This is a genomic window from Streptomyces hokutonensis (assembly GCF_000376565.1).
Taxonomy (GTDB): Bacteria; Actinomycetota; Actinomycetes; order Streptomycetales; family Streptomycetaceae; genus Streptomyces; species Streptomyces hokutonensis.
In genome coordinates this window covers 1-23,493 of sequence record NZ_BARG01000131.1, presented here as the reverse complement: position 1 = coordinate 23,493, position 23,493 = coordinate 1, and the positions used below count along the sequence as shown (strand labels likewise).

The 23,493-nt window shown below is 67.6% G+C and carries 15 protein-coding genes; 6 read left to right on the top strand and 9 right to left on the bottom strand.

The annotated features are described in order from the left end of the window. Positions 1 to 130: 130 nt before the first annotated feature. On the bottom strand, positions 131 to 1,894 hold the full coding sequence (locus SSP08S_RS53390) for a beta-ketoacyl-[acyl-carrier-protein] synthase family protein (protein WP_051106198.1): 1,764 nt from the start codon (positions 1,892 to 1,894) through the stop codon (positions 131 to 133). Positions 1,895 to 2,293: 399 nt separating this feature from the next. Here SSP08S_RS53390 and SSP08S_RS53385 point away from each other — a divergent pair, with 399 nt between their 5' ends. Then, a complete protein-coding gene (locus SSP08S_RS53385; protein ID WP_019075842.1) occupies positions 2,294 to 4,675 on the top strand; it encodes a DUF8508 domain-containing protein in 2,382 nt (793 codons plus the stop codon). A gap of 342 nt (positions 4,676 to 5,017) precedes the next feature. On the opposite strand, the gene SSP08S_RS53380 is transcribed toward SSP08S_RS53385, so the two are convergent. Beyond that, complete coding sequence (locus SSP08S_RS53380; RefSeq protein ID WP_019075841.1) at positions 5,018 to 6,331, bottom strand: acyltransferase family protein; 1,314 nt, start codon at positions 6,329 to 6,331, stop codon at positions 5,018 to 5,020. 226 nt (positions 6,332 to 6,557) lie between these two features. Here SSP08S_RS53380 and SSP08S_RS53375 point away from each other — a divergent pair, with 226 nt between their 5' ends. The 3 genes from SSP08S_RS53375 to SSP08S_RS53365 all read left to right on the top strand — a co-directional run bounded on the left by SSP08S_RS53375 (position 6,558) and on the right by SSP08S_RS53365 (position 10,725). Further along, positions 6,558 to 8,189: a chitinase gene (locus SSP08S_RS53375; protein WP_019075840.1), complete on the top strand. Its 1,632-nt coding sequence runs from the start codon at positions 6,558 to 6,560 to the stop codon at positions 8,187 to 8,189. 112 nt (positions 8,190 to 8,301) lie between these two features. Continuing rightward, positions 8,302 to 9,792 carry a glycoside hydrolase family 16 protein gene (locus SSP08S_RS53370; protein ID WP_245608154.1) on the top strand — a complete coding sequence of 497 codons (1,491 nt, stop codon included), beginning with the start codon at positions 8,302 to 8,304 and terminating at the stop codon, positions 9,790 to 9,792. Between the two features lie 318 nt (positions 9,793 to 10,110). Then, positions 10,111 to 10,725 (top strand): lamin tail domain-containing protein, encoded by a 615-nt coding sequence (locus SSP08S_RS53365; RefSeq protein ID WP_026179606.1) that lies wholly within the window; start codon positions 10,111 to 10,113, stop codon positions 10,723 to 10,725. Between the two features lie 97 nt (positions 10,726 to 10,822). Here the strand turns inward: SSP08S_RS53365 and SSP08S_RS53360 are convergent, their stop codons facing one another. Then, positions 10,823 to 13,828 (bottom strand): glycine--tRNA ligase, encoded by a 3,006-nt coding sequence (locus SSP08S_RS53360; RefSeq protein WP_019075837.1) that lies wholly within the window; start codon positions 13,826 to 13,828, stop codon positions 10,823 to 10,825. 429 nt (positions 13,829 to 14,257) lie between these two features. On the opposite strand from SSP08S_RS53360, the gene SSP08S_RS53355 reads away from it, so the two are divergent. After that, on the top strand, positions 14,258 to 15,010 hold the full coding sequence (locus SSP08S_RS53355) for a hypothetical protein (protein WP_158697360.1): 753 nt from the start codon (positions 14,258 to 14,260) through the stop codon (positions 15,008 to 15,010). A gap of 267 nt (positions 15,011 to 15,277) precedes the next feature. Here the strand turns inward: SSP08S_RS53355 and SSP08S_RS53350 are convergent, their stop codons facing one another. The 6 genes from SSP08S_RS53350 to SSP08S_RS57885 form a co-directional block, all read right to left on the bottom strand. Next, positions 15,278 to 15,691: a PIN domain-containing protein gene (locus tag SSP08S_RS53350; RefSeq protein ID WP_019075835.1), complete on the bottom strand. Its 414-nt coding sequence runs from the start codon at positions 15,689 to 15,691 to the stop codon at positions 15,278 to 15,280. After that, positions 15,688 to 15,951 (bottom strand): hypothetical protein, encoded by a 264-nt coding sequence (locus tag SSP08S_RS53345; RefSeq protein WP_019075834.1) that lies wholly within the window; start codon positions 15,949 to 15,951, stop codon positions 15,688 to 15,690. Before SSP08S_RS53345 ends, SSP08S_RS53350 begins: the two co-directional genes overlap by 4 nt. 950 nt (positions 15,952 to 16,901) lie before the next feature. Beyond that, on the bottom strand, positions 16,902 to 17,753 hold the full coding sequence (locus SSP08S_RS62355) for a hypothetical protein (protein WP_158697359.1): 852 nt from the start codon (positions 17,751 to 17,753) through the stop codon (positions 16,902 to 16,904). Positions 17,754 to 18,226: 473 nt separating this feature from the next. Then, complete coding sequence (locus tag SSP08S_RS53330) at positions 18,227 to 19,312, bottom strand: hypothetical protein (protein ID WP_019075832.1); 1,086 nt, start codon at positions 19,310 to 19,312, stop codon at positions 18,227 to 18,229. A gap of 563 nt (positions 19,313 to 19,875) precedes the next feature. Next, complete coding sequence (locus SSP08S_RS64100; RefSeq protein WP_026179605.1) at positions 19,876 to 20,805, bottom strand: serine/threonine kinase C-terminal domain-containing protein; 930 nt, start codon at positions 20,803 to 20,805, stop codon at positions 19,876 to 19,878. Then, positions 20,802 to 21,221 (bottom strand): hypothetical protein, encoded by a 420-nt coding sequence (locus SSP08S_RS57885; RefSeq protein WP_158697358.1) that lies wholly within the window; start codon positions 21,219 to 21,221, stop codon positions 20,802 to 20,804. Before SSP08S_RS57885 ends, SSP08S_RS64100 begins: the two co-directional genes overlap by 4 nt. Before the next feature lie 625 nt (positions 21,222 to 21,846). Here SSP08S_RS57885 and SSP08S_RS62350 point away from each other — a divergent pair. Further along, a complete protein-coding gene (locus SSP08S_RS62350; protein WP_158697357.1) occupies positions 21,847 to 23,154 on the top strand; it encodes a hypothetical protein in 1,308 nt (435 codons plus the stop codon). The last annotated feature ends 339 nt before the right edge of the window (positions 23,155 to 23,493 follow it).

Sequence of the window (23,493 nt, the reverse complement as noted above, 5' to 3'; positions counted from 1 at the left end):
GCAACGGACCCGCACCCGCACGACGGCGGGGCGCAGCCCCACAGCCACAACGGACCCGCACTCGCACGACGGCCGGGCGCAGCCCTACAGCCGCAACGGACCCGCACTCGCACGCCAGCCAGGCGCAGCCCTACCCCACCCGCCGCAAAGCCAACACCGCGTTGTGCCCCCCGAACCCGAACGAATTGCTCAGCGCCAGATCCCCACCCCCCGGCAGCTCCCGCCCCACCCCCACCACCACGTCCAACCCCAACGCGTCGTCCAACTCCCCGCCCCCCACGGTCGGCGGCACCACCCCGTGATGCAGCGTGAGCACGGTCGCCACGGCCTCCACCCCACCGGCCGCGCCCTGGAGATGCCCGAGATGCCCCTTGAGCGCGGTGACGGGCACGGGCCGCCGCCCGAACACGGCCCGCAGCGCCTCCGCCTCCGCGAGATCACCCTCGACCGTCGCCGTGGCATGGGCGTTCACATGGACGACGTCGACGACATGCCCGCCCGCGTCCCGCACAGCCCGCCGTACCGCGAGAGCCACCCCGGCCCCCGACGGATCCGGCGCAGCCATGTGATGCGCGTCGGCGGACAGCCCCCACCCGGCGGCCTCGCAGTAGATCCGCGCCCCACGCGCGCGTGCGTGCTCCTCGGCCTCCAGGACGAGCACCCCCGCACCCTCCCCGTTCACGAACCCGTCCCGGTCCTTCCCGAACGGCCGCGACGGCGACGAACCGTCCGCCACCCCGCGCGTCGACAACGCCCGCATCGCCGCGAACGACGCCATGATCGCCGGCGTGACGACCGCCTCGGCCCCGCCCGCGAGGGCGATGTCGACGCGGCCGTACCGTATGCGGTCGATGGCCGCCCCGATCGCCTCGGTGCCGGAGGCGCACGCGGCGGTGACCGTGCGGGCCTCGCCGGTGATGTGCAGGTCGAGGGAGACCTGGGACGCGGCCTGCGAGGGCACGGTCATGGGGGTGGTGAGCGGGGAGACCGCGCGCGGTCCCTTGTCGCGCAGCTTGCGGTCGCCGCCGACGAGCACGGACGCGTCCCCGAGGATCGCCCCGAGGCTGACCCCGACCCGCTCGGGATCGAGCCCGCTCTCCCGGGTGCCGCCGACCGCGAACCCGGCGTCGTCCCACGCCTCCCGCGCGGCGAGCACGGCGAACTGCGCGGCCCGGTTCATCCGCCGCGCCGCCGCCCTCGGCAGCAGCTCCGCCGGGTCGACGGGCACGGTCCCGGCCACCCGTACGGGCAGCTCCGCGAACTCCTCGCCGTCCAGTTCCCGGATCCCGTGCCGACCGTCGAGCAGCCCCCGCCACAGCTCGCCGACCCCGACCCCGAGCGGCGTCACGGCCCCGAGCCCGGTGACCACCACCCGCCGCGGCCCGTTCACGGTCACCTCCCGCTCCGGCCGCGCGTGATGCCGTACGACGTACTCCGCACCGCCCCGGCCACGGACCTCGGCATCGGTCGCGACCTCGTCCGTCGCCCCGTCGAGGTCCCGGTGCCACACACCCCAACGCCGTACGTACGACACCTCGTCGGCGCGCGGATCGACGACCCGCAGGGTGGTCACCCGGTCGCCGTCGCGGAACTCGACCGCCCCGAGATCGTCGGAGTCGAGGCGGGGGATCGCCCCGACGTCCATCCGGTGGCAGGCGACGGTGACGCGCAGGTTCCGGCCGAGCACCTCGTCCCGGTCGGCCCCGCCGAGCGGCGGACGCAGCGCCAGCCGGATCGTCTCCGGGGTCTCGGGCAGCGTGTGCATCACGACGTACCAGCAGTCGCGTTCGGCGTCGTCGGGGGACAACGCGATCAGGTCGCCGGGGATGACCTCGGCGGCGCTCACCGGGTGAGGAGCGAACGGAATCTCCGACGAATAGGGCGAATTGGACATACCTCTACACACTCCCTGTGCTCAGAACGGACTTATGGTGCGCGGCAAACGATCCCGAGTGAACTGGACCAAACCGGAAAAAGCCACGGTTGAACGGTGAACCTATTGCGGCTCGGGAGCCCTCAAGGTCGGCTGGAATGGGCCGAGTTGCCGGATTCGATCACCGGGCTTATGTGTGGAACGTCACTTTTGTGGCCGCGGTCGCCGTCCCTGCCCCCACTTGTTCCCTGGATTTAACGCGAGGCCCTCTGGCAACTCCCTTTCTACGCGCGTAACTTGAGCCGACTCCCCACAGGCACCGGTATCGGCAGCTACACGAAGTACGAGGAGACCGCCAGCGTGTCCAGACCTGAAGGGCGCAGATCCCGCGCCCGCCGCACCGCCTGCTCGATCGTCTCGGTGGGCGCGGCGGGAGCGTTCGCCTTCACCGCCCTGCCCGCCGCGCACGCCGCCCCGTCGGCCTCGGCGGTGATCGCCGAGGTGTACGGCGGCGGAGGCAACTCGGGAGCCACCCTGACCCGGGACTTCGTGGAACTCGGCAACGCCGGTTCCACGGCCTACGACCTGTCGGGCTACAGCGTGCAGTACCTGCCCGGTTCGCCTTCCTCCGGCTCCACTTGGCAGGTCACCGCCCTCACCGGCGCGATCGCCCCCGGCGCCCGCTACCTCGTCGGCGAGGGCACCGGCAGCGGCGGCACCACCGCGCTGCCCACCACCGACGCCAGCGGCTCGATCGCCATGAGCGCCACCACCGGCACGATCGCCCTGGTCTCCGGCACCACCGCGCTGACCTGCAAGACCGCCGCGGACTGCGCGGCCGACACCCGGATCGTCGACCTGACGGGCTACGGCACCGCGGTCGTCCGCGAGGGCAGCGGCCCGGCCACCGGCGCCTCCAACACCGCGTCCGTCGCGCGTGCCGACTCGCTCGCCGACACCGACGACAACGCGGCCGACTTCACCGCCGCCACTCCGTCCCCGGTCAACTCGGCAGGCCAGACGCCTGGTTCGGGCGACGGCGGCGGTGGCGACGGCGGTTCGCCGACCGACCCCGGCACCGTCCGCGTCCACGACATCCAGGGCACGACCCGCCTCTCGCCGTACTCCGGCCAGACGGTCACCCGCGTCCCGGGCATCGTCACCGGCGTCCGCTCCAGCGGCTCGCTCGGCTACTGGATCCAGGACCCGACGCCCGACACCGACCCGCGCACCAGCGAGGCCGTCTTCGTCTACACCGGCTCCACCAAGCCCACGGTGGCGGTCGGCGACTCGGTCCTGGTCACCGGCAAGGTCAGCGAGTACTACCCGAGCAGCACCAGCCAGTCGAACACCGAGATCACCGGCCCGACGACGACGGTCCTCTCCAGCGGCAACGCCCTGCCGACCGCCGTGACCCTCGACGCCACCTCGGTCCCGGACGCCTACATCCCGACCGCGTCCGGCGGCAGCATCGAGTCCCTCGCGCTCCAACCCACCGTCTACGCCCAGGACTTCTTCGAGTCCCTGGAGGGCATGCGGGTCACGTTCTCGGATGCGCGCGTGGTGGGTGCCTCCGACGCGTACGGCGAGCTGTGGGTCACGGTCAAGCCCGACGAGAACGCCACCGCGCGCGGCGGCACCCTGTACTCCTCCTACGACCAGCCCAACACCGGCCGTATCGAGGTGATGTCGCTCGACACGACGTCAACCTTCCCCGCCGCCAACGTCGGTGACGAACTGTCAGGTGTCACGACCGGCCCCCTCGACTACTCCACCTACGGCGGCTACAACGTCCAGGCCACCCAGCTCGGCACCCTCGTCGACAACGGCCTGAAGCAGGAAGTGACGCGCAAGCAGAAGAAGGACGAGCTGGCGGTCGCCACGTACAACGTGGAGAACCTGGACGCGCTCGACACCCAGGAGAAGTTCGACCGGCTCGCCGAGGGCGTCGCGGTCAACCTCAACTCCCCCGACATCGTGGCCCTGGAGGAGATCCAGGACGACAACGGCGCGACCAACGACGGCACGGTGACGGCCGAGGCCACCCTCAAGCGCTTCACCGACGCGGTCCGCGCGGCCGGCGGCCCGGTCTACAAGTGGCGCTACATCTCCCCGACCAACGACGCGGACGGAGGCGAGCCCGGCGGCAACATCCGCCAGGTCTTCCTCTTCAACCCTAAGCGGGTCTCCTTCACCGACCACCCGGGCGGCGACGCGACCACGGCCACGAGCGTGGTGAAGACCCGCAAGGGCGTCGAACTCACCTACTCCCCGGGCCGTATCGACCCGACCAACGCGGCCTGGGAGGACAGCCGCAAGCCGCTGGTCGGCGAGTTCACCTTCCAGGGCGAGCAGGTCTTCGTCGTCGCCAACCACTTCATCTCCAAGGGCGGCGACCAGCCGATCCACGGCCGCTACCAGCCCCCGGCCCGCAGCTCCGAGACCCAGCGCGCGGCCCAGGCGGCTGAGGTCAACACCTTCGTCAAGTCCCTGCTGGCGGTCGACAAGAACGCCAAGGCGATCGTCCTCGGCGACCTGAACGACTACGAGTTCTCCCAGACGGTGACCACACTGACGGCCGACAAGGTCCTCAAGCCCCTGATCACCACCCTCCCCGCCGCCGAGCGCTACACCTACGTCTACGACGGCAACTCCCAGACCCTGGACCACATCCTGACCAGCCCCGCGGTGACGTCCTTCAACTACGACGTCGTCCACATCAACGCGGAGTTCGCGGACCAGGCGAGCGACCACGACCCGCAGATCGTCCGGATCGACCTCTCGAAGTGCGGTAGGCACTAGCACGGTTGACGTCTGATGGGGCGGGACGGCGTAAGCCGCCCCGCCCCATCAGCCTCTCGGTGCCGGCCGGGGCACCCCTTAAGGGGCGTGCCGTCCCGATGCGGCCGGGGCACCCCTTAAGGGGCGTGCCGTCCCGATGCGGGCAGGGCACCCCGTGAGGGGCGCGCCTTTGCGATGCCGGCCAGGGCAACCTCCTGAGGGGCGCGCCTTCGCGATGCCGGCCAGGGCAACCCCCCTGAGGGGCGCGCCCTCTCGATGCCGGCCAGGGTAACTTCCTTAGGGGCGCGGGGAACTGCGCGACCAGCCACAACGCCCCCGCACTCGCAAGACAACACAAGCCACTCAGACGCTTAGGCGCACGCCCCGATCCACCGCACTCCGCCCCGTCACCATGACCAGCCCAACCCCCACGGCCAGCCCCAACGCCGGCAGCACCGGAAACCGCCCGCCGTAGGCGAACCCATGCCCCGCGAACCAAATCAACGCACTCACACTCGCGGCCAGCCCGAGCCACAACGCCCAAGGCCTGCGCGCGAGATCACCCGGCCGTGTCCGCTCATAGACGGCCGCCAGCCCGCGCTCCAACGGCCGCAACGCCCCTACGACCCCCACCAGCACGACCGTGAGCACAACCAGCCACGGCACCCGCAGCACCCACCAACTCCCGGACCCATAGGCCGGTTCGGGTGCGAGCCCGGTGAGATAGAAGGCACCGGCGACGATCAGCACGGGCAGCATGTGCCACAGGTAGAGCGTCATGCTGATGCCGCCCAACGGCCGTACCAGCCACCAGAGTTGCGCGCGCTCCAGCAACCGCCGCAACGCGGGCGCGAGCAACAGCGCCAGCCCGACCTGCCCAACCGCCCACGCCAACATGGCCGCCGACGGGGGATTGGTGTTGCTGGGACTCTGCCCGGTGACGAGGATCAGGCTCACCGGGAAGGGCCCGAGCCAGACCAGCGCGGCGAAGCCGACCGCACCGCCCGCGGCCATGAACGCGGGGACGGCGGACCGCTCGGTGAGCAGCATGTCCCGCCAGCAGAAGCCCAGTTGATAGGCGACGCCCCAGACGAGCACGTAGTTCAGCAGCCCGACACCGGGCGCGTGCGCGGTGACCACCAGCGCGTCGGCGACCAGGGCAACCGCCCCCATCACCACCGGCACCCGCAGCCCCCACCGCCGATGTGCCGTGTGCAGCACCGGAGTTGCCGCGCTGAGCAGCAGATACACCGGCAGGAACCAGAACTGCATGGCCATCGCCCACCCGACGAGCGCGAGGGTGTCGGCGTCCACCCCGACCGCCGCGCAGATCGCGACGGCGACCAGCACCAGCCCGCTGTACACCCCGGCCGGGAGCAGCAGCCGTAGCGCCCGCTGCCCGACCCAACCGGTCGCGCTACGGCCGTCGGTCCGCGCCCGCGCCCAGGAGCCACCGGCCGCGTGTCCGCCGGCCAGGAAGAACAGCGGCATGATCTGGAAGCCCAGGGTGAGCCACTGGGTCCAGGGCGCGGCCGCGAGCAACTCCGGTGCGCTGATCGCCCCGTTGGGCTCGCGCACCAGCCCGGTGATCAGCCAGTGCCCGAACACCACCAGCACGATCGCCCACGCCCGCAGGAAGTCGACGTAGCGATCCCGGCCCCCGCTCAAGTCCCCCATGGGACGCCATGGTGCCGGGGGAGTACGGCAGTTGGGGCTGACGTGCGCTCTCCCGCAACCAATCCGTGCCCGTCACGACACCCACGCGCGGCTCCCGTCTCTCTTGACCCGCCCTTGCCTTGACTGGCCCCTGTCAACGCTGCTTCCCTGGGCCCACACATCGAATTGGTCTGCACCAATATCGATCAGGGATTGAATCGATTCACCCCCCACTGGAGGACGCTGCATGCGCACCCGATCGAGATCCCGCTCCTTCCTTTCCGCCGCCCTGCTGACCGGCGCCCTCGCCGCCGCAGGCCTCACCACCGCGGCCCCCGCGTCGGCGGCCTCCGCCCCGAACGCCTGGCCCGCCCACGTCTTCGCCCCGTACTTCGACGCGGGCTCGGGAAACGTTTCCCTCACGGACGTCGCCAACAACTACGGCACCAAGTTCTTCACCGCCGCGTTCGTCGACGGCCCCGGCTGTCAGTGGCAGGTGCCGGGCCAGTCGGCCCTCCAGTCGCAGATCGACGGCATTCGCGGCCTGGGCGGCGACGTCTCCGTGTCGTTCGGCGGCTACACATCCGACACCGCGCTCACCGAGATCGGCGACTCCTGTTCCAGTCCGGAGGCGGCGGCCGCGCAGATCGAGAGCGTCATCACCACCTTCAACCTCTCGCACGTCGACTTCGACATCGAGTCGGCCTCCCTCACCAACTCGGCCGGCATCGACCGCCGCGACAAGGCCCTTGCCCAGGTGCGGAGTTGGGCCGCCAACAACGGCCGCTCCCTGTCGATCTCCGTCACCCTCCCGGCCCTCCCCGGCGGCCTGTCGGGCGACGGCCTGAACGTGCTCAACAACGCCCGCTCCAACGGCTTCACCCCGGACGTCGTCAACCTGATGACCATGGACTACGGCTCCTCGGGCACCGACATGGGCAACGCGGCCAACACGTCCGTGGACGCGGCGGCTGGCCAGGTCGCGAGCGCGTTCGGCATCTCCACCTCCGCCGCGTACGCCAAGCTCGGCAACACCCCGATGATCGGCCAGAACGACAGCGCCGGCGAGGTCTTCACCCTCGACAACGCCCGCAGCGTGGAGGCCTTCGACGCCTCGCGGGGGATCGCGCTCACGTCGTACTGGTCGCAGAACCGCGACAACGGCGGCTGCGCGGGCTCGACTTCGGCCCAGAGCACGTGCAGCGGAGTCAGCCAGAACTCCGGTGACTTCGCCCGCATCTTCCAGGCGTTCACCTCCGGCAGCAGCAGTGGCGGTGGCGGCACCGGCTCAACTTCCCAGTCCCTGCCCGGGACTTGGGCCCAGTGCGCGAGCGAGAACGGCACCTGCGCGGTCAGCGGGATGACGGCCGTGGCCTACGGCGCGAGCGGCAGGTTCAACTACGCGACGGAGACCGGCTCCACGCCCTGCACCAACGCGGTCTTCGGCGACCCGATCTCCGGCACGGCCAAGTCCTGCTACGGCCAGACGGCCCCGCCCGCGACCGATGTCTGGACCTCCTGCGCCTCCGAGGGCGGCACCTGCGCCTTCTCCGGCGTGATGACGGTGGCGTACGGCGCCGGTAGCTCGTTCAGCTACGCGACGCTGCCGGGCGGTACGGCGTGCTCCAACGCCGTGTTCGGCGACCCGGCCTCCGGCACGGCCAAGTCCTGCTACCTCGTCGGCGCCCCGCCGTCCTTCGCCACATGGACCAACTGCGCGGCGGAGAACGGGACTTGCAGCATCTCCGGCACCCACGAGGTGGCGTACGGGGCGGCCGGACGGTACGTGTACCGGTCCGTCTCGGGGTCCACCGGGTGCAGCAACGGGGTCTTCGGTGACCCGATCTCCGGGACCGCGAAGTCCTGCTACGTGCAGTAGCTCCCCTCTCTCGAGTCGCACGAGCCTCACGAAATCTCACGAGGAAGGCCGGACGATGTTCAGATCACGGACGATGTTCAGACCGAGGAAGACCGGCACGACCGGACGATCCTTGCCTCTGCGGCAAGTGATCTGGCTCGCGGCCCTGACCCCGGTCGTGGCGCTGCTCTACGGCGCCACGACCGCCCGGCCCGCGACGGCGGCCGCGCCCGGACCACCCTCCGGCTGGTCGACCGTCTTCAGCGACGACTTCGACGGGGCGGCGGGATCGGCTCCTTCGGCGGCCAACTGGAAGTTCGACACCGGACCGGGATCGAGTTTCGGCACCGGTGAGATCGAGACGATGACCGACTCGACCGCCAACACCCACCTCGACGGCAACGGCAACCTGGACATCACCGCGCTGGGCTCCGGCAGTTCATGGACCTCGGGGCGGATCCAGACGCCGACCGCGAATGTGGGCGCACCGGCAGGAGGCAGGCTGGAGGTCGCCGCGTCCATCCAACAGCCAAGCCCGGCAAGCGGGTTGGGCTACTGGCCGGCGTTCTGGATGCTGGGTCCCGGCCAGTGGCCGGAGAACGGCGAGATCGACATCATGGAGGACGTCAACGCCCTCTCCGACGTGGCCGGCACGATCCACTGCGGCACCTCCCCGGGCGGCCCCTGCAACGAGGGCACCGGAATCAGCAGCGGTCTGCGCGCCTGCCCCGGCTGTCAGAGCGGCTTCCACACGTACTCGATGATCCTCGACCGCACGAACACCTCGGCGGAGACGATCACCTTCTACCTGGACGGCAGCGCCTACTACACGGTCACCGAGGCCCAGGTCGGCACCGCCACCTGGCAGGCGGCCTTCGACCACAACCAGTCGATCATCCTCGACCTGGCGATGGGCGGCGCGTTCCCCAACGCGGCGTGCGGCTGCACCAGCCCGAGCGCCGCGACCTCCTCCGGCGGCACACTGAGCGTCGACTACGTGGCCGCGTACACCACGACGGGAAGCGCCGTAGGCTCCACCACCCAAGCCCTGCCCGGCACTTGGAACCAGTGCGCGGCGGAGAACGGGACGTGCGCGGTCAACGGCACCTCGGTCGTCGCCTTCGGCGCGAACGGCCGCTTCAACTACACGACCGCGACCGGCTCGACACCCTGCACCACCGGAGTGTTCGGCGACCCGGCCTCCGGAGTACTGAAGACCTGTTACGCGGAAGCGGCACCCCCGGCAGCCGCCATCTGGGCCCCGTGCGCGTCCGAGAACGCGACCTGCTCCTTCTCGGGCGTGATGACGGTCGCGTACGGCGCGGCGGGTGCGTACCGCTACGCGACCCTGCCGGCCGGCACCTCCTGCACGAACGCGGTCTTCGGCGACCCCATCCCGGGCACCGCGAAGTCCTGCTACCTCGTCGGAGCACCCCCGACCTTCACCACCTGGACGAACTGCGCGACGGAGAACGCCACTTGCTCCTTCTCCGGCACCCACGAGGTGGCGTACGGGGCGAACGGCCAGTACTTCTACGGCTCGTTCGGCGGCGGCACTCCTTGCACGAACGGAGTGTTCGGTGACCCGGCATCAGGAACGCCGAAGAACTGTTACTACCAGTAATGAAGTGCAGGTGAGCGGCCCGCCGTTACCCACTTTCGGGTGACGCCCCCGGCGGACCCGGGGTGGCGCACCCTGGCGATCACGATCTTCGGGTCAGTGCCCGCAGGGATTCGGGGCGTCAACCTGGTGCATCATGCGCATAAATGGACGGTACAGGCGACAATCACGGAAATGCGACCGACTCGTAACGCGATTCACGTATCGCTCATATCCCGTCTGCACGGTGGAGAAGGTGTGGGTGTGCGGCCAACAGGCCGCCACCCGCACACCGCACAGCCCGGGTCCGGCCGTTGCCGTATCCCGGGATGTGCCCGCACCATGCTGGGGGAACCCGTGACCTCTTCACCTTCCGTGTCCGTCCGCCGTCTGGCCGCAGCCGCGCTGGCTGCCGGCGCTCTCGTCGGCGCGGCGGCACTGCCGGCGACCGCGGCCGACCACGCGGCCCGGCCGAGCGTGGAGATCAGCCGCGTGCAGGCCGACTCGCCGGGACCGGACGACCGCTCCGCCCGTTCGCTGAACAACGAGTGGGTGGAGATCACCAACCACGACCGCCGCGGCGTCAACCTCGACGGCTGGAAGCTGACGAACAAGGAAGGCCAGACCTACACCTTCCGCCACTACCGCCTCGCCGGTCACGCCACCGTCCGCGTCCACACCGGAAAGGGCCGCGACACCGCCCAGGACGTCTACCAGGACCGCCGCGACTACGCCTGGGACAACCGCTCCGACACCGCCACCCTCCGCAACGACCACCGCCGCCTCGTCGACGACAAGTCCTGGGGCGGCCGCAACGGCGGCGGCCACGAGGGCGGCGGTCACAACGGCGGCGGTCACGGCGGCGGGGGCCACAACGGCGGCGGCGGCCACGAAGGCGGCGGCCACGAGGGCGGCGGCCACGGGGGCGGCGGCCACGGGGGCGGCGGCCACCGCTGACCACCACCGGCACTATGGCTTCCGGCCAGTGACGTCTCGGTAGTGACGTGACATCCACGGCGCGCCGTCCCATCCAGGGGCGGCGCGCCGTTCGGGTCTACAGCGCGCTCCAGTCCAGCGTCGTACGGGCCAGGTCCGCCACCTCGGCGAGCAGGGCCAGCCGGGCCGCGCGGACCGCCGGGTCGGGATCCATCACCAGGACCTCGTCGAAGAACGAGTTGATCGCCGCCACCAGCGGAGCGGAAACCTCGATCAGCGTGGCCAGGTCGTCCTCGTGCCCCCGCATGGCCAGGCGGACGGCCTCGGCGTCCTCGGAGAGGCGGACCTCGCAGGGCGCGGTCAGCAGGGACCGGTCCACCGTGCCGGCGCCGTGTTCCGACGTGTCCTTCGGAAGGATGCGTACCACTCGCTGGAGCGCGGCGGCGAGGGCGTCGAACCTCTCGCTGCCCACGTGGCGCTCCAGCGTCGCCAGGGTGCGGTCGCCGTGAGCCGGGCGATCGGCCCACACCAGGACGGCCTGCACCAGGCGGTGCTCGTGCCCGGCGTCCGCGAGTTGCTGCTCGTAGCGGCGGGCGATCAGTTCGGCGGCCTCCGCGAGCCGTTCGGCCGGCACCTCCACGCCCTGGGCGGCGTAGCGTCCGGCTGCCGCGCGCAGCCCGTCGGCCACTCGGATGCCGGCTGTCCCGGGCGCGTTCCGCAACACGTTGAGCAGGCCGATGGCGGCCCGGCGGACACCGTACGGGTCGGAGCTTCCGGTGGGTGCGGCGCCGATCACGAACATGCCGGTCACCAGGTCGAACCGGTCGGCGAGCGACAGTACGGCGCCCGCCTCGCCGGTGGGCAGGGCACCGCCGGCGGACCGCGGCAGCTCCATCTCGGCCAGGGCCCGCGCGACCTCCGCGGACTCGCCCGCGTGACGGGCGTACTCCTCGGCCATCACTCCGGCGAGGCCGGAGAACTCGACCACCATCTGTGACGCCAGGTCGAACTTCGCCAGCTCACCGGCGCGGACCACGGTGGCCAGCGAGTCCTCCGTGAGCCCGGCGAGGCCGGCCAGTTCGAGGGAGATCGCCGCGATGCGGTCGGCGCGGTCGGCGACCGTACCGAGCCGGTCCTCGAAGGTCAGCTTGTCGAGCCGGCGGCGGAACTCCTCGGGGGACACCTTGAGATCCGCGCGCCAGAAGAACGCCGCGTCCTCGTAACGGGCCCGCAGTACCGCCTCGTTGCCCGACCGCACCACGTCGTCGTCACAGGTGCCGTTGGCGAAGGTGACGAAGTGCGTCGTGAGCCGGTCGCCGTCCAGCACCGGCAAATAGCGCTGGTGCTTGCGCATCACGGTGGTCAGGACGCTCGCGGGCAGCTCCAGATAGCGCCGGTCGAAAGACCCCCGGACGGCGTGCGGGAACTCCACGATGTCGGTGATCTCGTCGATCAGCCCGCTCTGGGCGTCCACGTCGATGCGCCCGCCCACCTCGGCCGCCGCCTCCCGGGCGTCGCGCACCACCGCCGCCCGCCGGACGTCCCGGTCCAGCAGGATGCCGTGCGTGCCGAGGAATTGGGCGTAGCCCTCGGCGGACGTCACCTGGACGACCGGGTCGGGGGCGGTGCGGTGCACCCGGGTGGTGTCGCCCGAGGCGAGTGCGGAGACGGCCACCGGCAGCGGAGTGCGGCCGAGCAGGGCCAGGACCCAGCGGACCGGGCGGGAGAAGGAGAGGGCCGGGTCGTTCCAGCGCATGTTGCGGGTGGAGCGCAGCCCGGCCACGACCTCGGCCAGCAGCTCGCTGAGCACCTCGACCGCCGTGCGGCCCGCCTCGTCACGGGTGAACGCCACGTACTCGGCCCCGCCGACCTCGACGACCCCCAGGTCCGAGGGGTCGAGGCCCTGGCTGCGGGCGAAGCCCAGCAGGGCGGGGGTCGGGGCGCCGTCCCGGTAGGCGGCGGACACCTTCGGACCGCGCACGGTCCTGGCGGTGTCGGCCTCGCGCGGTGCCACACCCTCGACTGTGACGACGACGCGGCGCGGCGTTGCCATCACGGTGACGGCGCCGTGCCGCAGTCGGGTGGCGGCCAGCTTTGTCGTGATCGCCTCGCGTACCGCCTCGGTGGTGGCCCGTACATCGGCGTGCGGGAGTTCCTCGACGCCGATCTCGAACAGCAGCGTCTCGGTGTCGTTCACCGTGGGCAGCGCGGCGCGTACGACCGGGGCCGGCGCGGGTGTCACCCCGAGCGGGTACTCCAGGGCGGCGCGGCGCTTCTCCCACAGCTTCGCGGACTCGTGCGTGAGGCCGCGCATCAGGGAGAACGCCTTGGCACGTTCCGTGGTGCTGATGGCGCCCCGCGCGTCCAGCACATTGAAGGTGTGGCTGCACTTGAGGACATAGGTGTACGCCGGTACCGGCAGCTCCAGATCCAGCATGCGGCGCGCCTCGGCGGCGTACGTGTCGAAGAGCAGCTGGTTGGCGTCGACGTCGGCGTCGTCGAGGTAGTAGCGGCTCATCTCGTACTCGTTCTGACCGAAGACCTCGCCGTAGGTGATGCCCGGCGCGTAGACGATGTCCTTGAAGTGGGACACGCCCTGGAGGTTCATCAGGATGCGTTCGAGACCGTAGGTGATCTCCACCGACACGGGGGACAGCGCGACGCCACCGACCTGCTGGAAGTACGTGAACTGGGTGATCTCCATCCCGTCCAGCCAGACTTCCCAGCCCAGTCCCCAGGCGCCGAGCGCCGGAGAGGCCCAGTTGTCCTCGACGAACCGCACGTCGTGCGCGTTCAGGTCGACGCCGAGCGCCCGGAGACTGCCCAGATACAGTTCCTGCGGGTTGCCGGGGTCGGGCTTGAGGATCACCTGGAACTGCGTGTGGGTCTGCAGGCGGTTGGGGTTCTCGCCGTAGCGCGAGTCGTCCGGTCGCACGCTGGGTTCCACATAGGCGACGCTCCACGGCTCGGGGCCGATCACTCTCAGCGCCGTGGACGGGTTGGCTGTACCCGCCCCCACCTCCGTGTTCAACGGCTGCGTGATCATGCATCCGTTGTCGCTCCAGTACTTCTGCAGGGTGAGGATGGCGTCCTGCATGGTGAGCGCCGTCTGGCCGTTCTTCATGGTGTTCGAATCGCCTGTTTCCCGAATCGGTTCGGCAAGGTGGGTTTCCGTACGGGCGCCGTCCGAGCGCCGTCACCCGGGCGGCGGCCCAGGGGGTGGTCATGATGTCACAGCGCCAAACGCCCCTGACGTGCTGCTCTTTGGCTCTGCGGGGGACCCTGGCGAGCCCGCGGGGGAGCCTCCGCCGACCCGTTCCCGGCCCGCTGCGAAAGCAGTTCACCTACGCCCGTCGGTCTGCGGGTCCGGGCCACCTCGGACTGCGTGTTCATGGCACACGGCACCGCCAAGAATGGCCGACTCTTCGCCAGTGAGCGGGGCAACGCCGTAGCGGCCTCGTCGTACTCCAGGAGCATGACATGAACGACAGGACTCTGAAGGGGCCTGTTCCAGGACCGGCAGCCTTGGCCGACTCCCTTCACCGAGTACGCGGTGAACAACAGCGATATGGAAGAGGTGGCTGTCTCCACCGGTCTGGTCGACTGGGAGTACGGCATCGAAGCGGAGGACCCGCACGCGGTACGTGACAATGGCTTCGTCCCAGGCCGCTCAACTGCTGACAGTCGTCGGCCGGATGCCCGGCACGACGTCCATCGCGCTGGGCTGTTCGATCTCTCAGCACCCCGAGATCTCGTCCGTCTCCTGCATGCCGTCCTGTTGGATGCGTCCTCAGAGGTCACCCTGTTTGCGGTCGCCCCTGGCCCTCCCCGCGTGAAGGACCTCGTCGCCTCGCTGTCCGGCTCGTCCAGGCCGGGCCTGCCCCCGGTCCTCAGGGATGCGGAGGTCTTCGTCGACCTGACCATCGGTATTGATGTCGACTACTACGACGCGGTCTCGGTCGCCTCCCCTGCCGAACTCCAGCCCCGGCTTGACGCGTTGACGATCGATTCCGCACGACGGATCGAGGCCTTTGCAGGCTGTGCGGACAACCTGACCGACGTGGGCGCTTTCCTCAGTGCCATCCCCGAGCTTTCAGGGATCGACCTGGACGCCGAGCGAACATGGGACGGGCTTTCAGCGGCACCCACCCGCACAAACGCGAAGACCCCGTCCTCAGCTGACGCGCTGACGGCGGGGTCTCTGGGCACCAAATGCAAGGTGCCCCCGGCAGGATTCGAACCTGCGCACACGGCTCCGGAGGACGGACGGTTCCCACAGGTTTCGGCAGGTCAGTGGCCTACCTGACTGGCCGTCAAGCGTGCCGTCCCGCGCATGTCCCGCGAAAGTGAAATGCCTTGTTTGGCCGTCTTGTGACCAACTTCAGTCTGATGCTCGTCAGTTCCGCCGTATGGGGAGGCGTTTCGGGCTAGCGGGCAGGTCCTACGGCTTCTCGTCCTGATGGGCCGGGGCGTGTGCCCATACCGAATTTTCGGCTTTCGGGGTCGATGACTCAAGGTCGGCGCGGCGGTATGCGGGCGGGGCGTCGTTATTGATCAAGCGGGTGGTGTGCCCTCAGATCTTGATGACGGTGACGCGCCCGTGGCAGAGCGCAGCGAGGTCCTCGGGGTCAGAGGTGAGAACAGTGACGGGTCCGGGGGCGGCCAGCGCCGTGGCGCTGAGCATGGCGTCGATGGCGTACTTGTGGCCGTGCAGGCCAGTGTCGGCGAGGAGGGCGGCGGCGTGGCGGGCGACGGGCTCGGTGACCGGTTCGATGACGAGGCGGGACAGGGTCCATTCCAGGGCTGGGCGATTGATCCGTGGATGGATCACCTCCACGAGGGTGGCTGCGGAAGTGATCACCCGCAGGTCGTCGGCGCGGGCGAGGGCGAGCCAGCCGGTGACCGTGCGGTCGCGCAGAACGGCCTTGGCCAGCCCTTCGCTGTCGAGAACCAGGGTGCCACCGGGGGCGGCGGGGGAGGGGGTCACGCGGCGTTCGCCCCGCCTTGGGTTTGCTGCTCTCGGGCTTGGTGGAGTTGGTCGCGCAGAGCCTGAACCTCTTCGTCACCGATGGGGCCGTGTTCGGCCTCCGCCACCGTGATGAGTTCGTTGAGGTTGTCCCGCTCGATCTGGCGGGCGACGGCCGCGGCGACGTAAGCGGACAGGCCGGAGGGGCCGCTGCGGGCCTTGGCGGCTTCGGCGATATCGCGCGGCATGGTGATCGAGTACTTGCCGGTAGGCTCACTCATGCTACCTATCCTACTAGGCATCCTCCCTTGCTCGATGGTGCTGGCGCGGGGGATCAGCAGTGGCTTACCACAGGGCTGCACGGCTGGGATCGGCTGGTAGGCCTTTGCTCCGGAGTGCATGGAGATGAGGTGGCCGCTGATCGCGGCGAAGACCCGGGAAGGGACCGAGGGTGCGCTGCGCGCGATCATCCGGGCGATGCTTCGGGATTTGTGGGGCCGTCCCAGCGATGAACAGCTGCGGCGGGCGATGCGGGGCTGGGCGTTCGTCGTCCCGCGCCCGGAGCCGCGTCAGTTGCCGGCTGACGTCCGGCCGGCCCTGCGACGGATGGCGCGAGCCTCACGTCCGCCGGCCGATCTGATGGATCCGGCAGTGACGCGGGTCCTGCTGACAGCGCTGCGGCTCCATCAGGATGGCGCGGTGACGGCGGCCGAGACGCATCGGCACAAGCCAAGGTCCTGGTCGACGCCGTGCGGTACTCGGTCGAGCAGCGCAAGTGGCCCGCCGATCCGCTCGCTCCCATCAAATGGAGCGTGGTTGCGGCCGTGGACCAGGTCGATCCGCGAGTGGTCGCCAACCCGGGCCAGGTGCGTGCGCGGTTTCCTGCGCCGGGTTGTGCCCCTTCGAAGCGGTGGGGGTGTCTCTGCCCGACTGCGGGCTGGACCGACACCGGAAGAGCCCACGACGAACGCGATCTCAAGAACAGTCCAGCAGGCGACGCAAACCCGCTTGTGGGATTGAAGCGGCAACGAGATGCAGGGGGACAACCTCTGATCGCTGTCTCGTTTGTCGCTCCATTCACCGCAACAGGGGAGCCGTCTTGTCGCATTCCTCGGATGCATCCCGTCTGCCCGAAAAGGGATGGGGGACCCTGACCCTTCGCGCGATGCGCCCGATCTCAGCTGGCACGCCGGCCATTCGTCGGAGGTCATTCATCGCCTGCGGAGTGACCTCAAGGGATCTGGTTGTGCAGCTCCATTTTCGCAGCACGGACGAAGAGTACTTCTTCCTCGTTGAATTGACGAGCAGCATCGAGGTATCTTCTGCTAAGCATTGGAGGACGTGGTGAGTGTCCTTCGATAAGTGTCTCGAACTCTTCGTGGTCGAGCGCGTTGGATGGCAGGGCGCTCCTGGCCTCACGGCAAGAGCGTTCCTGGGCTTGGGTTTCGTGGGTCTCGTCCGGATCGGCCGAATCGGAAGAGACCGCTGAGCGGAGACTGCGCAGACGAGAAAGTTCCTGTATGAGGTTTTCGGTTGGGGAACTTGCGGGTGGCGTTTGATCATCCAGAATTCTGTAGAGCTTTCCCAACGCTCTCTCGAAAATGGCCTGCTTACTCAAGCAAATCGACATCACCTGAGCGGCATTGGTCATCCCTGCGGCAGGTGCGGCTACGTCATCCGGGCCCTCGAGTTCGACGATCGTTTGAGCTGCTTTGAGCGCCGCGAGAGCATCATCGATAGCAGTCTTTCCTACTCTGATGCTATCCAGTGGGAGTTCTTCCTCATTGTCGACGGCAAATCGCTCACCCACCTCTAGCACGCGATGCACGGAAAGCAGGAAGGAGGCGTAAGCCTCGCGCTGGATGCCGCGGCGCCATTGCGTATGAGCGGCGTATGTCTCGGCGCGGACAGCGTCCAATGCTGCACGATACGAAGCCTGTGCTTGAGCCATGCCTGCTTCGCTGGTGGCCTCCGCAGTGCGCAAGGCGGCTTTCAGCTGCCAACGGCCTGTGAGCACTGTGGCGGGTATCCCGATAAGCGCCACGCCGGCCGCGGAGAGCGCCCCTATCCCCTCAAGATCCATGCCCGTCATGGTGCCGCACGGTGCCGCACCTCAGGGCAGTTGGGGCGAGAGGCTTGGTCATGCACGCCGAGGTTGTGTCCCCGCACGCTCTTCACACACAAACAGTGCGCAGCAACGAAAAAGAGCGGGAGTCAGTGAGACTGACTCCCGCTCTCTCATGCTGGCATCCGCACAGGTCAGACCCTGGTTTTAAGTCTCTGACTGGCGAGTGCCCCCGGCAGGATTCGAACCTGCGCACACGGCTCCGGAGGGCATGACTGGGGCCTCCGATAAATGGGCTCTGACCTGTATGTTCTCCGTGGTAGGCGTCGGGAGAGGCTGATCTCTATCGCATACCGTGCGCGTTACGGCTCAGCCCCGCTCTGATAGGTGTAGGCGCCGGCGGGCTGGCGAGTCTCTGTCCGCAGCTCGAACGACGTTACCCCCGAGCGGTAGTCCTCCACCCTGGCCACTTGCTTGGCGCATGTTGGTGATCAGGGCACGCGCGGTCCACCTGCAGCAGGCCGCTGCTTGGCTTCGGCCAGCGAGGGGCGGACCCATTCGTCTGCAGGCCACGGGACGGCCCACGGAGCTCCTTCGCCGTCGCGTAGCAGGGTCATCAGGTACTGCCCGTCGAACAGGTCCTCCACGGGCTGGCCGAAGGCCACGGCCAGGACGTGGGCGAAGTCCTCAGCTTCGAATGGGTCATAGAGCGGCTTGAGCGACAGTCCTCCCAAGGGCATCGTGAAAACCTCGACGTGGTCCCCGGCGGCATGGATCAGATGCTTGGGCACGCGGTTGAACAGCGAGGCCGCGTAGCCAGCGATTGCTGCCACTTCGCGGAACTGCTGGGGATGCAGGTCAAGCACTTTCGCGGCCTCCAGTGCAGGCAGTTGCACCGCATGTTCCAGCGCACCCCAGTCCTGCAGGGCGGACACCACAACTGTGCTGCCGACCCGGATCGCCAGGAACGGGGCCTGAATGACGTCGAAGTAGTCGAAGCAGTCCTTGGGCCGACTGGGTTCTTGAGCACGGAAGACGAAGATCGATGCAGGGAACTGGTCCTCCCGCCACCGCACCACGCCCCGCGCAGCTTGCATCAGCAGGTGGTGCATACGGAATTCAGACAGAAGCTCTGGGGGGACGATCGTTCCCGCCTCACGGTCACGGCGGTCTTGCAGCAGGAACAACTCACGGAACAGCAGCCCGTAGTAGATCTTTCCCATCCAGAGGAACAACGTCGCGCGGTCCAGGGCCGCGACGGCCTCGGGGCCCGTCTCGAAAGCCTTGCTGACCTTTTCTTCAAGACGGGAGAGGTACTCGTTGTTGCACACCCGGCAGCACGGGATCAGCATCCGCGCGTACGGCATCGAGGTGCCGTTCAGCAGGTTCACTGTCTCCCGGTAGAGGTCGAAGCGTCGGAGTAGCCACTGCGGAAAGACGTGCTCGTCTGTGCGGGTCGCCGCATCCAGCGCGACCCCACACAGGAAGCACCGCCCCTCTGTGAGCGCCTGGGCCTCCCCTAAGCGGTACACGAATCGGCTCAGTTCGTCTTCCGCCGCCCCGCCATCGTCGGTCATACCTCAAGCGTAGGGTGCGACCGCCCTCGGAGTATGACGCCGGCGACTTCCACTGGTACCTCCTTGTAGCCTGCGGCCTCCAGCGCCTCGCGATCAAACCAGTTGGCCGTACATGGCTGAAGAGGGGCGACCGGCTGATTCTCTTGACACGGCCATCAAGATCTTTTAGAAGGCGAGCCTGCGAAGGGGTCTCGAACGCAACGGCCTCGTTGTGGTCGCCTTCTTTACTGCTTGTTGCACAGGAAGTGTTGTGGTCCGCGAGCGGCCTCAGGCGATCGACGTCGATGCAGCGTTGGCCGCTGACCGTGTGGTCGTCGTTGGTCGCCTTGGGCCGCCCTTCGACGGCCCCGCTGATGCGCATCGGCAGATCTACAGCGGGCTGACTCATCCGCTGCTGACCAGCCACTTCTCCTTCGTCAACTCAACTCAGGGGACACCTGGAGGAAGCCGTGTCATGGCTGGGGATACACCCCGGTCATCCCATGCCGTACACCTCGATGCTCCTGGGATGCTTCTACCCTTGCGTGCGGTGGTGCCCGGCCTGTTTACGGGCAGCACGCCCGTCACAGCACGATGAAGCTGTTCTTGACCTTGTCGTAGGTCTTCAGGGCCTGGGTCTCCACGCCCGGCTGGTACCAGGTGTTGATCTGGTACGCCTTCCCGCCCTCGTCGAAACCGAGCAGCCGGGCGTGCCAGGCGGTGCCCTTGAGCGTGAACGTGTACTCCCAGATCACCGCCGGATAACCGCGGAACGTCGTCCTGTCGAGCCGGATCTTCCGGTAGCCCTCCCCCTGGTGCGAGTTCCGCTCCGAGGCCTCCCAGGTCTGCATCAGGTCGCCTCGGGCGATGGCTGACTTGCCGACCAGTTCCTGGGTGCCGTCCGGGGACGTGTAGTGCACCTCCGCCACCGTCTTCAGATCCCGCCGCCACCCGGTGGGCGTCGCCCACCCGAACCCGCCCGCCTCCTGATGCGTACCCGAAGGCAGACTCGGGGTGCGGGAGGTTCCGGTTGCCTGGCCCGTGGGCGCCAGTGATGCTGCCGCGCTGGGCGTACCGTAAGCGGTGGGGTCGGAGGTTCCGGTTGCCTGGCCTGTGGGTGCCCGTGACGCTGGCCCGCTGGGCGTACCGTACCGCTCGAATGCGGACGTCAGCAGCCACGCACTGACCGAGGCAGCGACGACGAGGGCAGCGACGACCACGAACGCCAGGAGAGGCCGCCCCTTTCTCCGTATCGCGGCCTCCGCCCCCACATAGACGGTCGAGTCGAGCGTGTAATAGGCAGTGGACGTCGGCGCATCCCGCACCACCATCTGCTGATCCAAGTTCTCTGTCTCGACCGCCTGTTGCCCGATCACCTCGACATCGAGCAGCGACGCGAGGTACCTGCGCCACAGGGGCAGGTCTCGTCGCCGCCCGTGTTCAATCAGGTGGTCCAGCGCTTCAGGACGGAAGTCCGTCAGCGATGCCCAGTAGCGCTCGGCGAGCCGGCTCATTGCTCAAGCACCTCCGTGCCGCTCGGCATGCCCACGGCATCCTCACCACCCGCAGGAGCAAGCACGGCAGGCGCGACCGCCTGGGGAACAGCCCCACCGATGACCGCCTGAAGGCTCCGTGCGCTGCCGAACTGCCGCAGCAGCGCAGGAGCCGACGCACCCACCGCAACTGTGGCGAGCGCCCCCGTCAACTGCGGGGCGAATAGCAAACCAGCTCCAGCACCGAGCGACACCCGCGTAAGTGCGGCCAGCGCGTCAGAGGCAGGATCAACGTACTTGCCAAGGCGCGGCAGTTGCTTGCGCCGCTTGTTGCTCGTGAGGGCCTGATGCCGGGCCGCCTGCCATGTCGCGATCCGGCCGTAGAAGACCACGACCTCCACGACAAGGCCACCCAGCGCGCCGTACGTGATGGACATCGACCAATCCATGGCCGTCCCCCTCGGCAATGGCGATACGCGCGGCTCGATTCGTTCCGCGTGATGCAGCATCCCAGAACGGGGCTCCATCCGGGAGGACAACGACACAGGCGGTCAAACCTACGCACGGCGCGTACAGCGGCCGACAACAGATCGTTCGCTGTTGTCGGCCGCTGTTGGCCATCCCGATGATGGCGCGCGGCGGCGACAGCACTCGAACCCGAGAAGGCTGAGCCGACAGATTTACAGTCCCCCCAAGATCACGCAATGACACTCCATCTGACCTGGTGTTTCATGCGCTTCGGGAACAGGGAAGCCACCCCTTGTCCACGTCTCGTCCTGATCTTGGGCTCGATTGGATCACCTCAAGCGCGACCGTCCACAGAGAACGCACTTGGGGATACCAGACCTCATCGACCCCGGTGCTGCACCAGGCATCCTCCGGATGCCGACCACGACGGGTCGAGACGCCACTCCAATGGGTGCAACCAGCGTGATCTTTGGGGCGCAAACAGGCAGGCTGACCACTGTCGACCAATAGCGGCAAAATCCAGATATTCGGGCCCTCCGCCCTCTAGGCTCTCTGGTCTGCCATGGCAGACGAACCAGACACCCTGGAGGAAGCGTGACCGCAGAGGCCGTTGTCATGAATAAGTCGGCAGTTGCAATGGCCGCAGACAGTGCGGTGACCATCTCGGGCGGGCGAAGGGGAATCAAGACATACGACACAGTGAATAAGCTCTTCGAGTTGATTAAGGGCGTCCCTGTCGGAGTGATGGTGTACGCCAACGCAGAGCTGAGCGGCATGCCCTGGGAAACAATCATTAAGAGTTATCGCGAAGAGAGGAGAGAGGTTAAATTTGACACACTCGAAGAGTATGCGGAGAATTTTACCGAATACCTTTCGTCGGACGGAGGAATGCTCGGAAAGGAAAACGACGAGTACACGGCGGTATCGCGCGCGCATGCAGCATTCATGATCGTGTTTGCGCAAATCAAAAAGGACCTCCCTGGCTGCCTCACCTCAAACGGACGCATAATTAAGACAAAGTTCCGCCAGGTCATTCAGAGGGCTATTGACAAGCTCGCCGAAGAGGTGGATTCGATGCCGAAAGCACCATGGGCTGACGGAACTACCCTTCGTCAGCTAAAAAGCGCCTACGAGGGCGCCGTCCTACACCTTGCCGAAGACCTGTTTGAGAATTTCGAGCTCACGAAAGCACAGAAGTCAAAGCTCGTCGCAACAGCTCTTGAGTCACTCCGTAGATCACAGCGAGAAGCTGGCTCTTCGGGTCTCGTCGTAGCCGGATTCGGCCAGAAAGATTACTTCCCCAAGGTAGTTTCAAGCACGATTTCCGGACGCACCCTTGGAGTCCTTCGCGCAACACCGCTCTCAGTCAACGAGATCACCATTTCTTCGCCTGGCCACCTGGAGACATTCGCCCAAGACGAGATGGCTTGGGGGTTTCTCTCAGGAATCAATGAGCGGGTACGTAAGAGCATCATGGACCACTGGAGTCAGTGGATCGACGTGAGCGGTTCGGTCATGCGCGAGAGGATCTCTAAGGAAATTCCCGAACTCACTCCCGAACAACTGGCGATCGTAGAGGAATCCGCTAAAGAATCGACCCATGAGAGGTTTCACGAGTTCCTTGAAGAAATGCAAAGACGAGAGGAAGAGCTCTACCTTGAGCCCATTTGGCAAAGCATCGCCATGCTTCCCAAGGATGAATTGGGCGTTGTGGCCGAAAGCCTTGTAAACCTAACTTCACTAAAACAGAGGATGAGCATTCACGACGCTCAAACGGTTGGAGGCCCCATCGACGTAGCACTCATCTCTAGGGGTGATGGCTTTGTTTGGATTAAACGAAAGCACTACTTCTCTCCGGAGTTGAATCCCGCCTGGCACTTGACTCATCATGGTAACCTGTAATCACAGAGACATGGCGGTAATGGACGAGGGGGTGAAGCTTTGAGTACCAAGGTCAAAGGCTCGAATGTTGGGCCTACTTCGGACGGACTGGCACCATCGAGTGAAACCGTAGAGAGCGCAATTGACGACTACTTTCCGCAAGAGGTCAGAGACATCCTTGAGCGGCGAGACAAGCTAGAAGCTGAAAGCGACAGGCGTCCGGATTATGCACTGACTCACGCCATCCGCAGGATCTACTCATCTTCTTCAGGCGTGCAAGCTGATTCGTGAAGTTGACGCATGTGCTTGCGCGTTCATCGCCTTGCCCCAGTTTCTATGGGGGCAAGGCGATGCTTGTGT

Excerpts from the sequence above, each read along its gene's own strand:
- SSP08S_RS53345 (WP_019075834.1), bottom strand. The coding sequence starts at position 15,951 with ATGAGTGAGCCTACCGGCAAGTACTCGATCACCATGCCGCGCGATATC.
- SSP08S_RS53375 (WP_019075840.1), top strand. The coding sequence starts at position 6,558 with ATGCGCACCCGATCGAGATCCCGCTCCTTCCTTTCCGCCGCCCTGCTG.
- SSP08S_RS53360 (WP_019075837.1), bottom strand. The coding sequence starts at position 13,828 with ATGAAGAACGGCCAGACGGCGCTCACCATGCAGGACGCCATCCTCACC.
- SSP08S_RS53390 (WP_051106198.1), bottom strand. The coding sequence starts at position 1,894 with ATGTCCAATTCGCCCTATTCGTCGGAGATTCCGTTCGCTCCTCACCCG.
- SSP08S_RS57885 (WP_158697358.1), bottom strand. The coding sequence starts at position 21,221 with ATGTCCATCACGTACGGCGCGCTGGGTGGCCTTGTCGTGGAGGTCGTG.
- SSP08S_RS53330 (WP_019075832.1), bottom strand. The coding sequence starts at position 19,312 with ATGACCGACGATGGCGGGGCGGCGGAAGACGAACTGAGCCGATTCGTG.
- SSP08S_RS62355 (WP_158697359.1), bottom strand. The coding sequence starts at position 17,753 with ATGGATCTTGAGGGGATAGGGGCGCTCTCCGCGGCCGGCGTGGCGCTT.
- SSP08S_RS64100 (WP_026179605.1), bottom strand. The coding sequence starts at position 20,805 with ATGAGCCGGCTCGCCGAGCGCTACTGGGCATCGCTGACGGACTTCCGT.
- SSP08S_RS53380 (WP_019075841.1), bottom strand. The coding sequence starts at position 6,331 with ATGGGGGACTTGAGCGGGGGCCGGGATCGCTACGTCGACTTCCTGCGG.
- SSP08S_RS53365 (WP_026179606.1), top strand. The coding sequence starts at position 10,111 with ATGCTGGGGGAACCCGTGACCTCTTCACCTTCCGTGTCCGTCCGCCGT.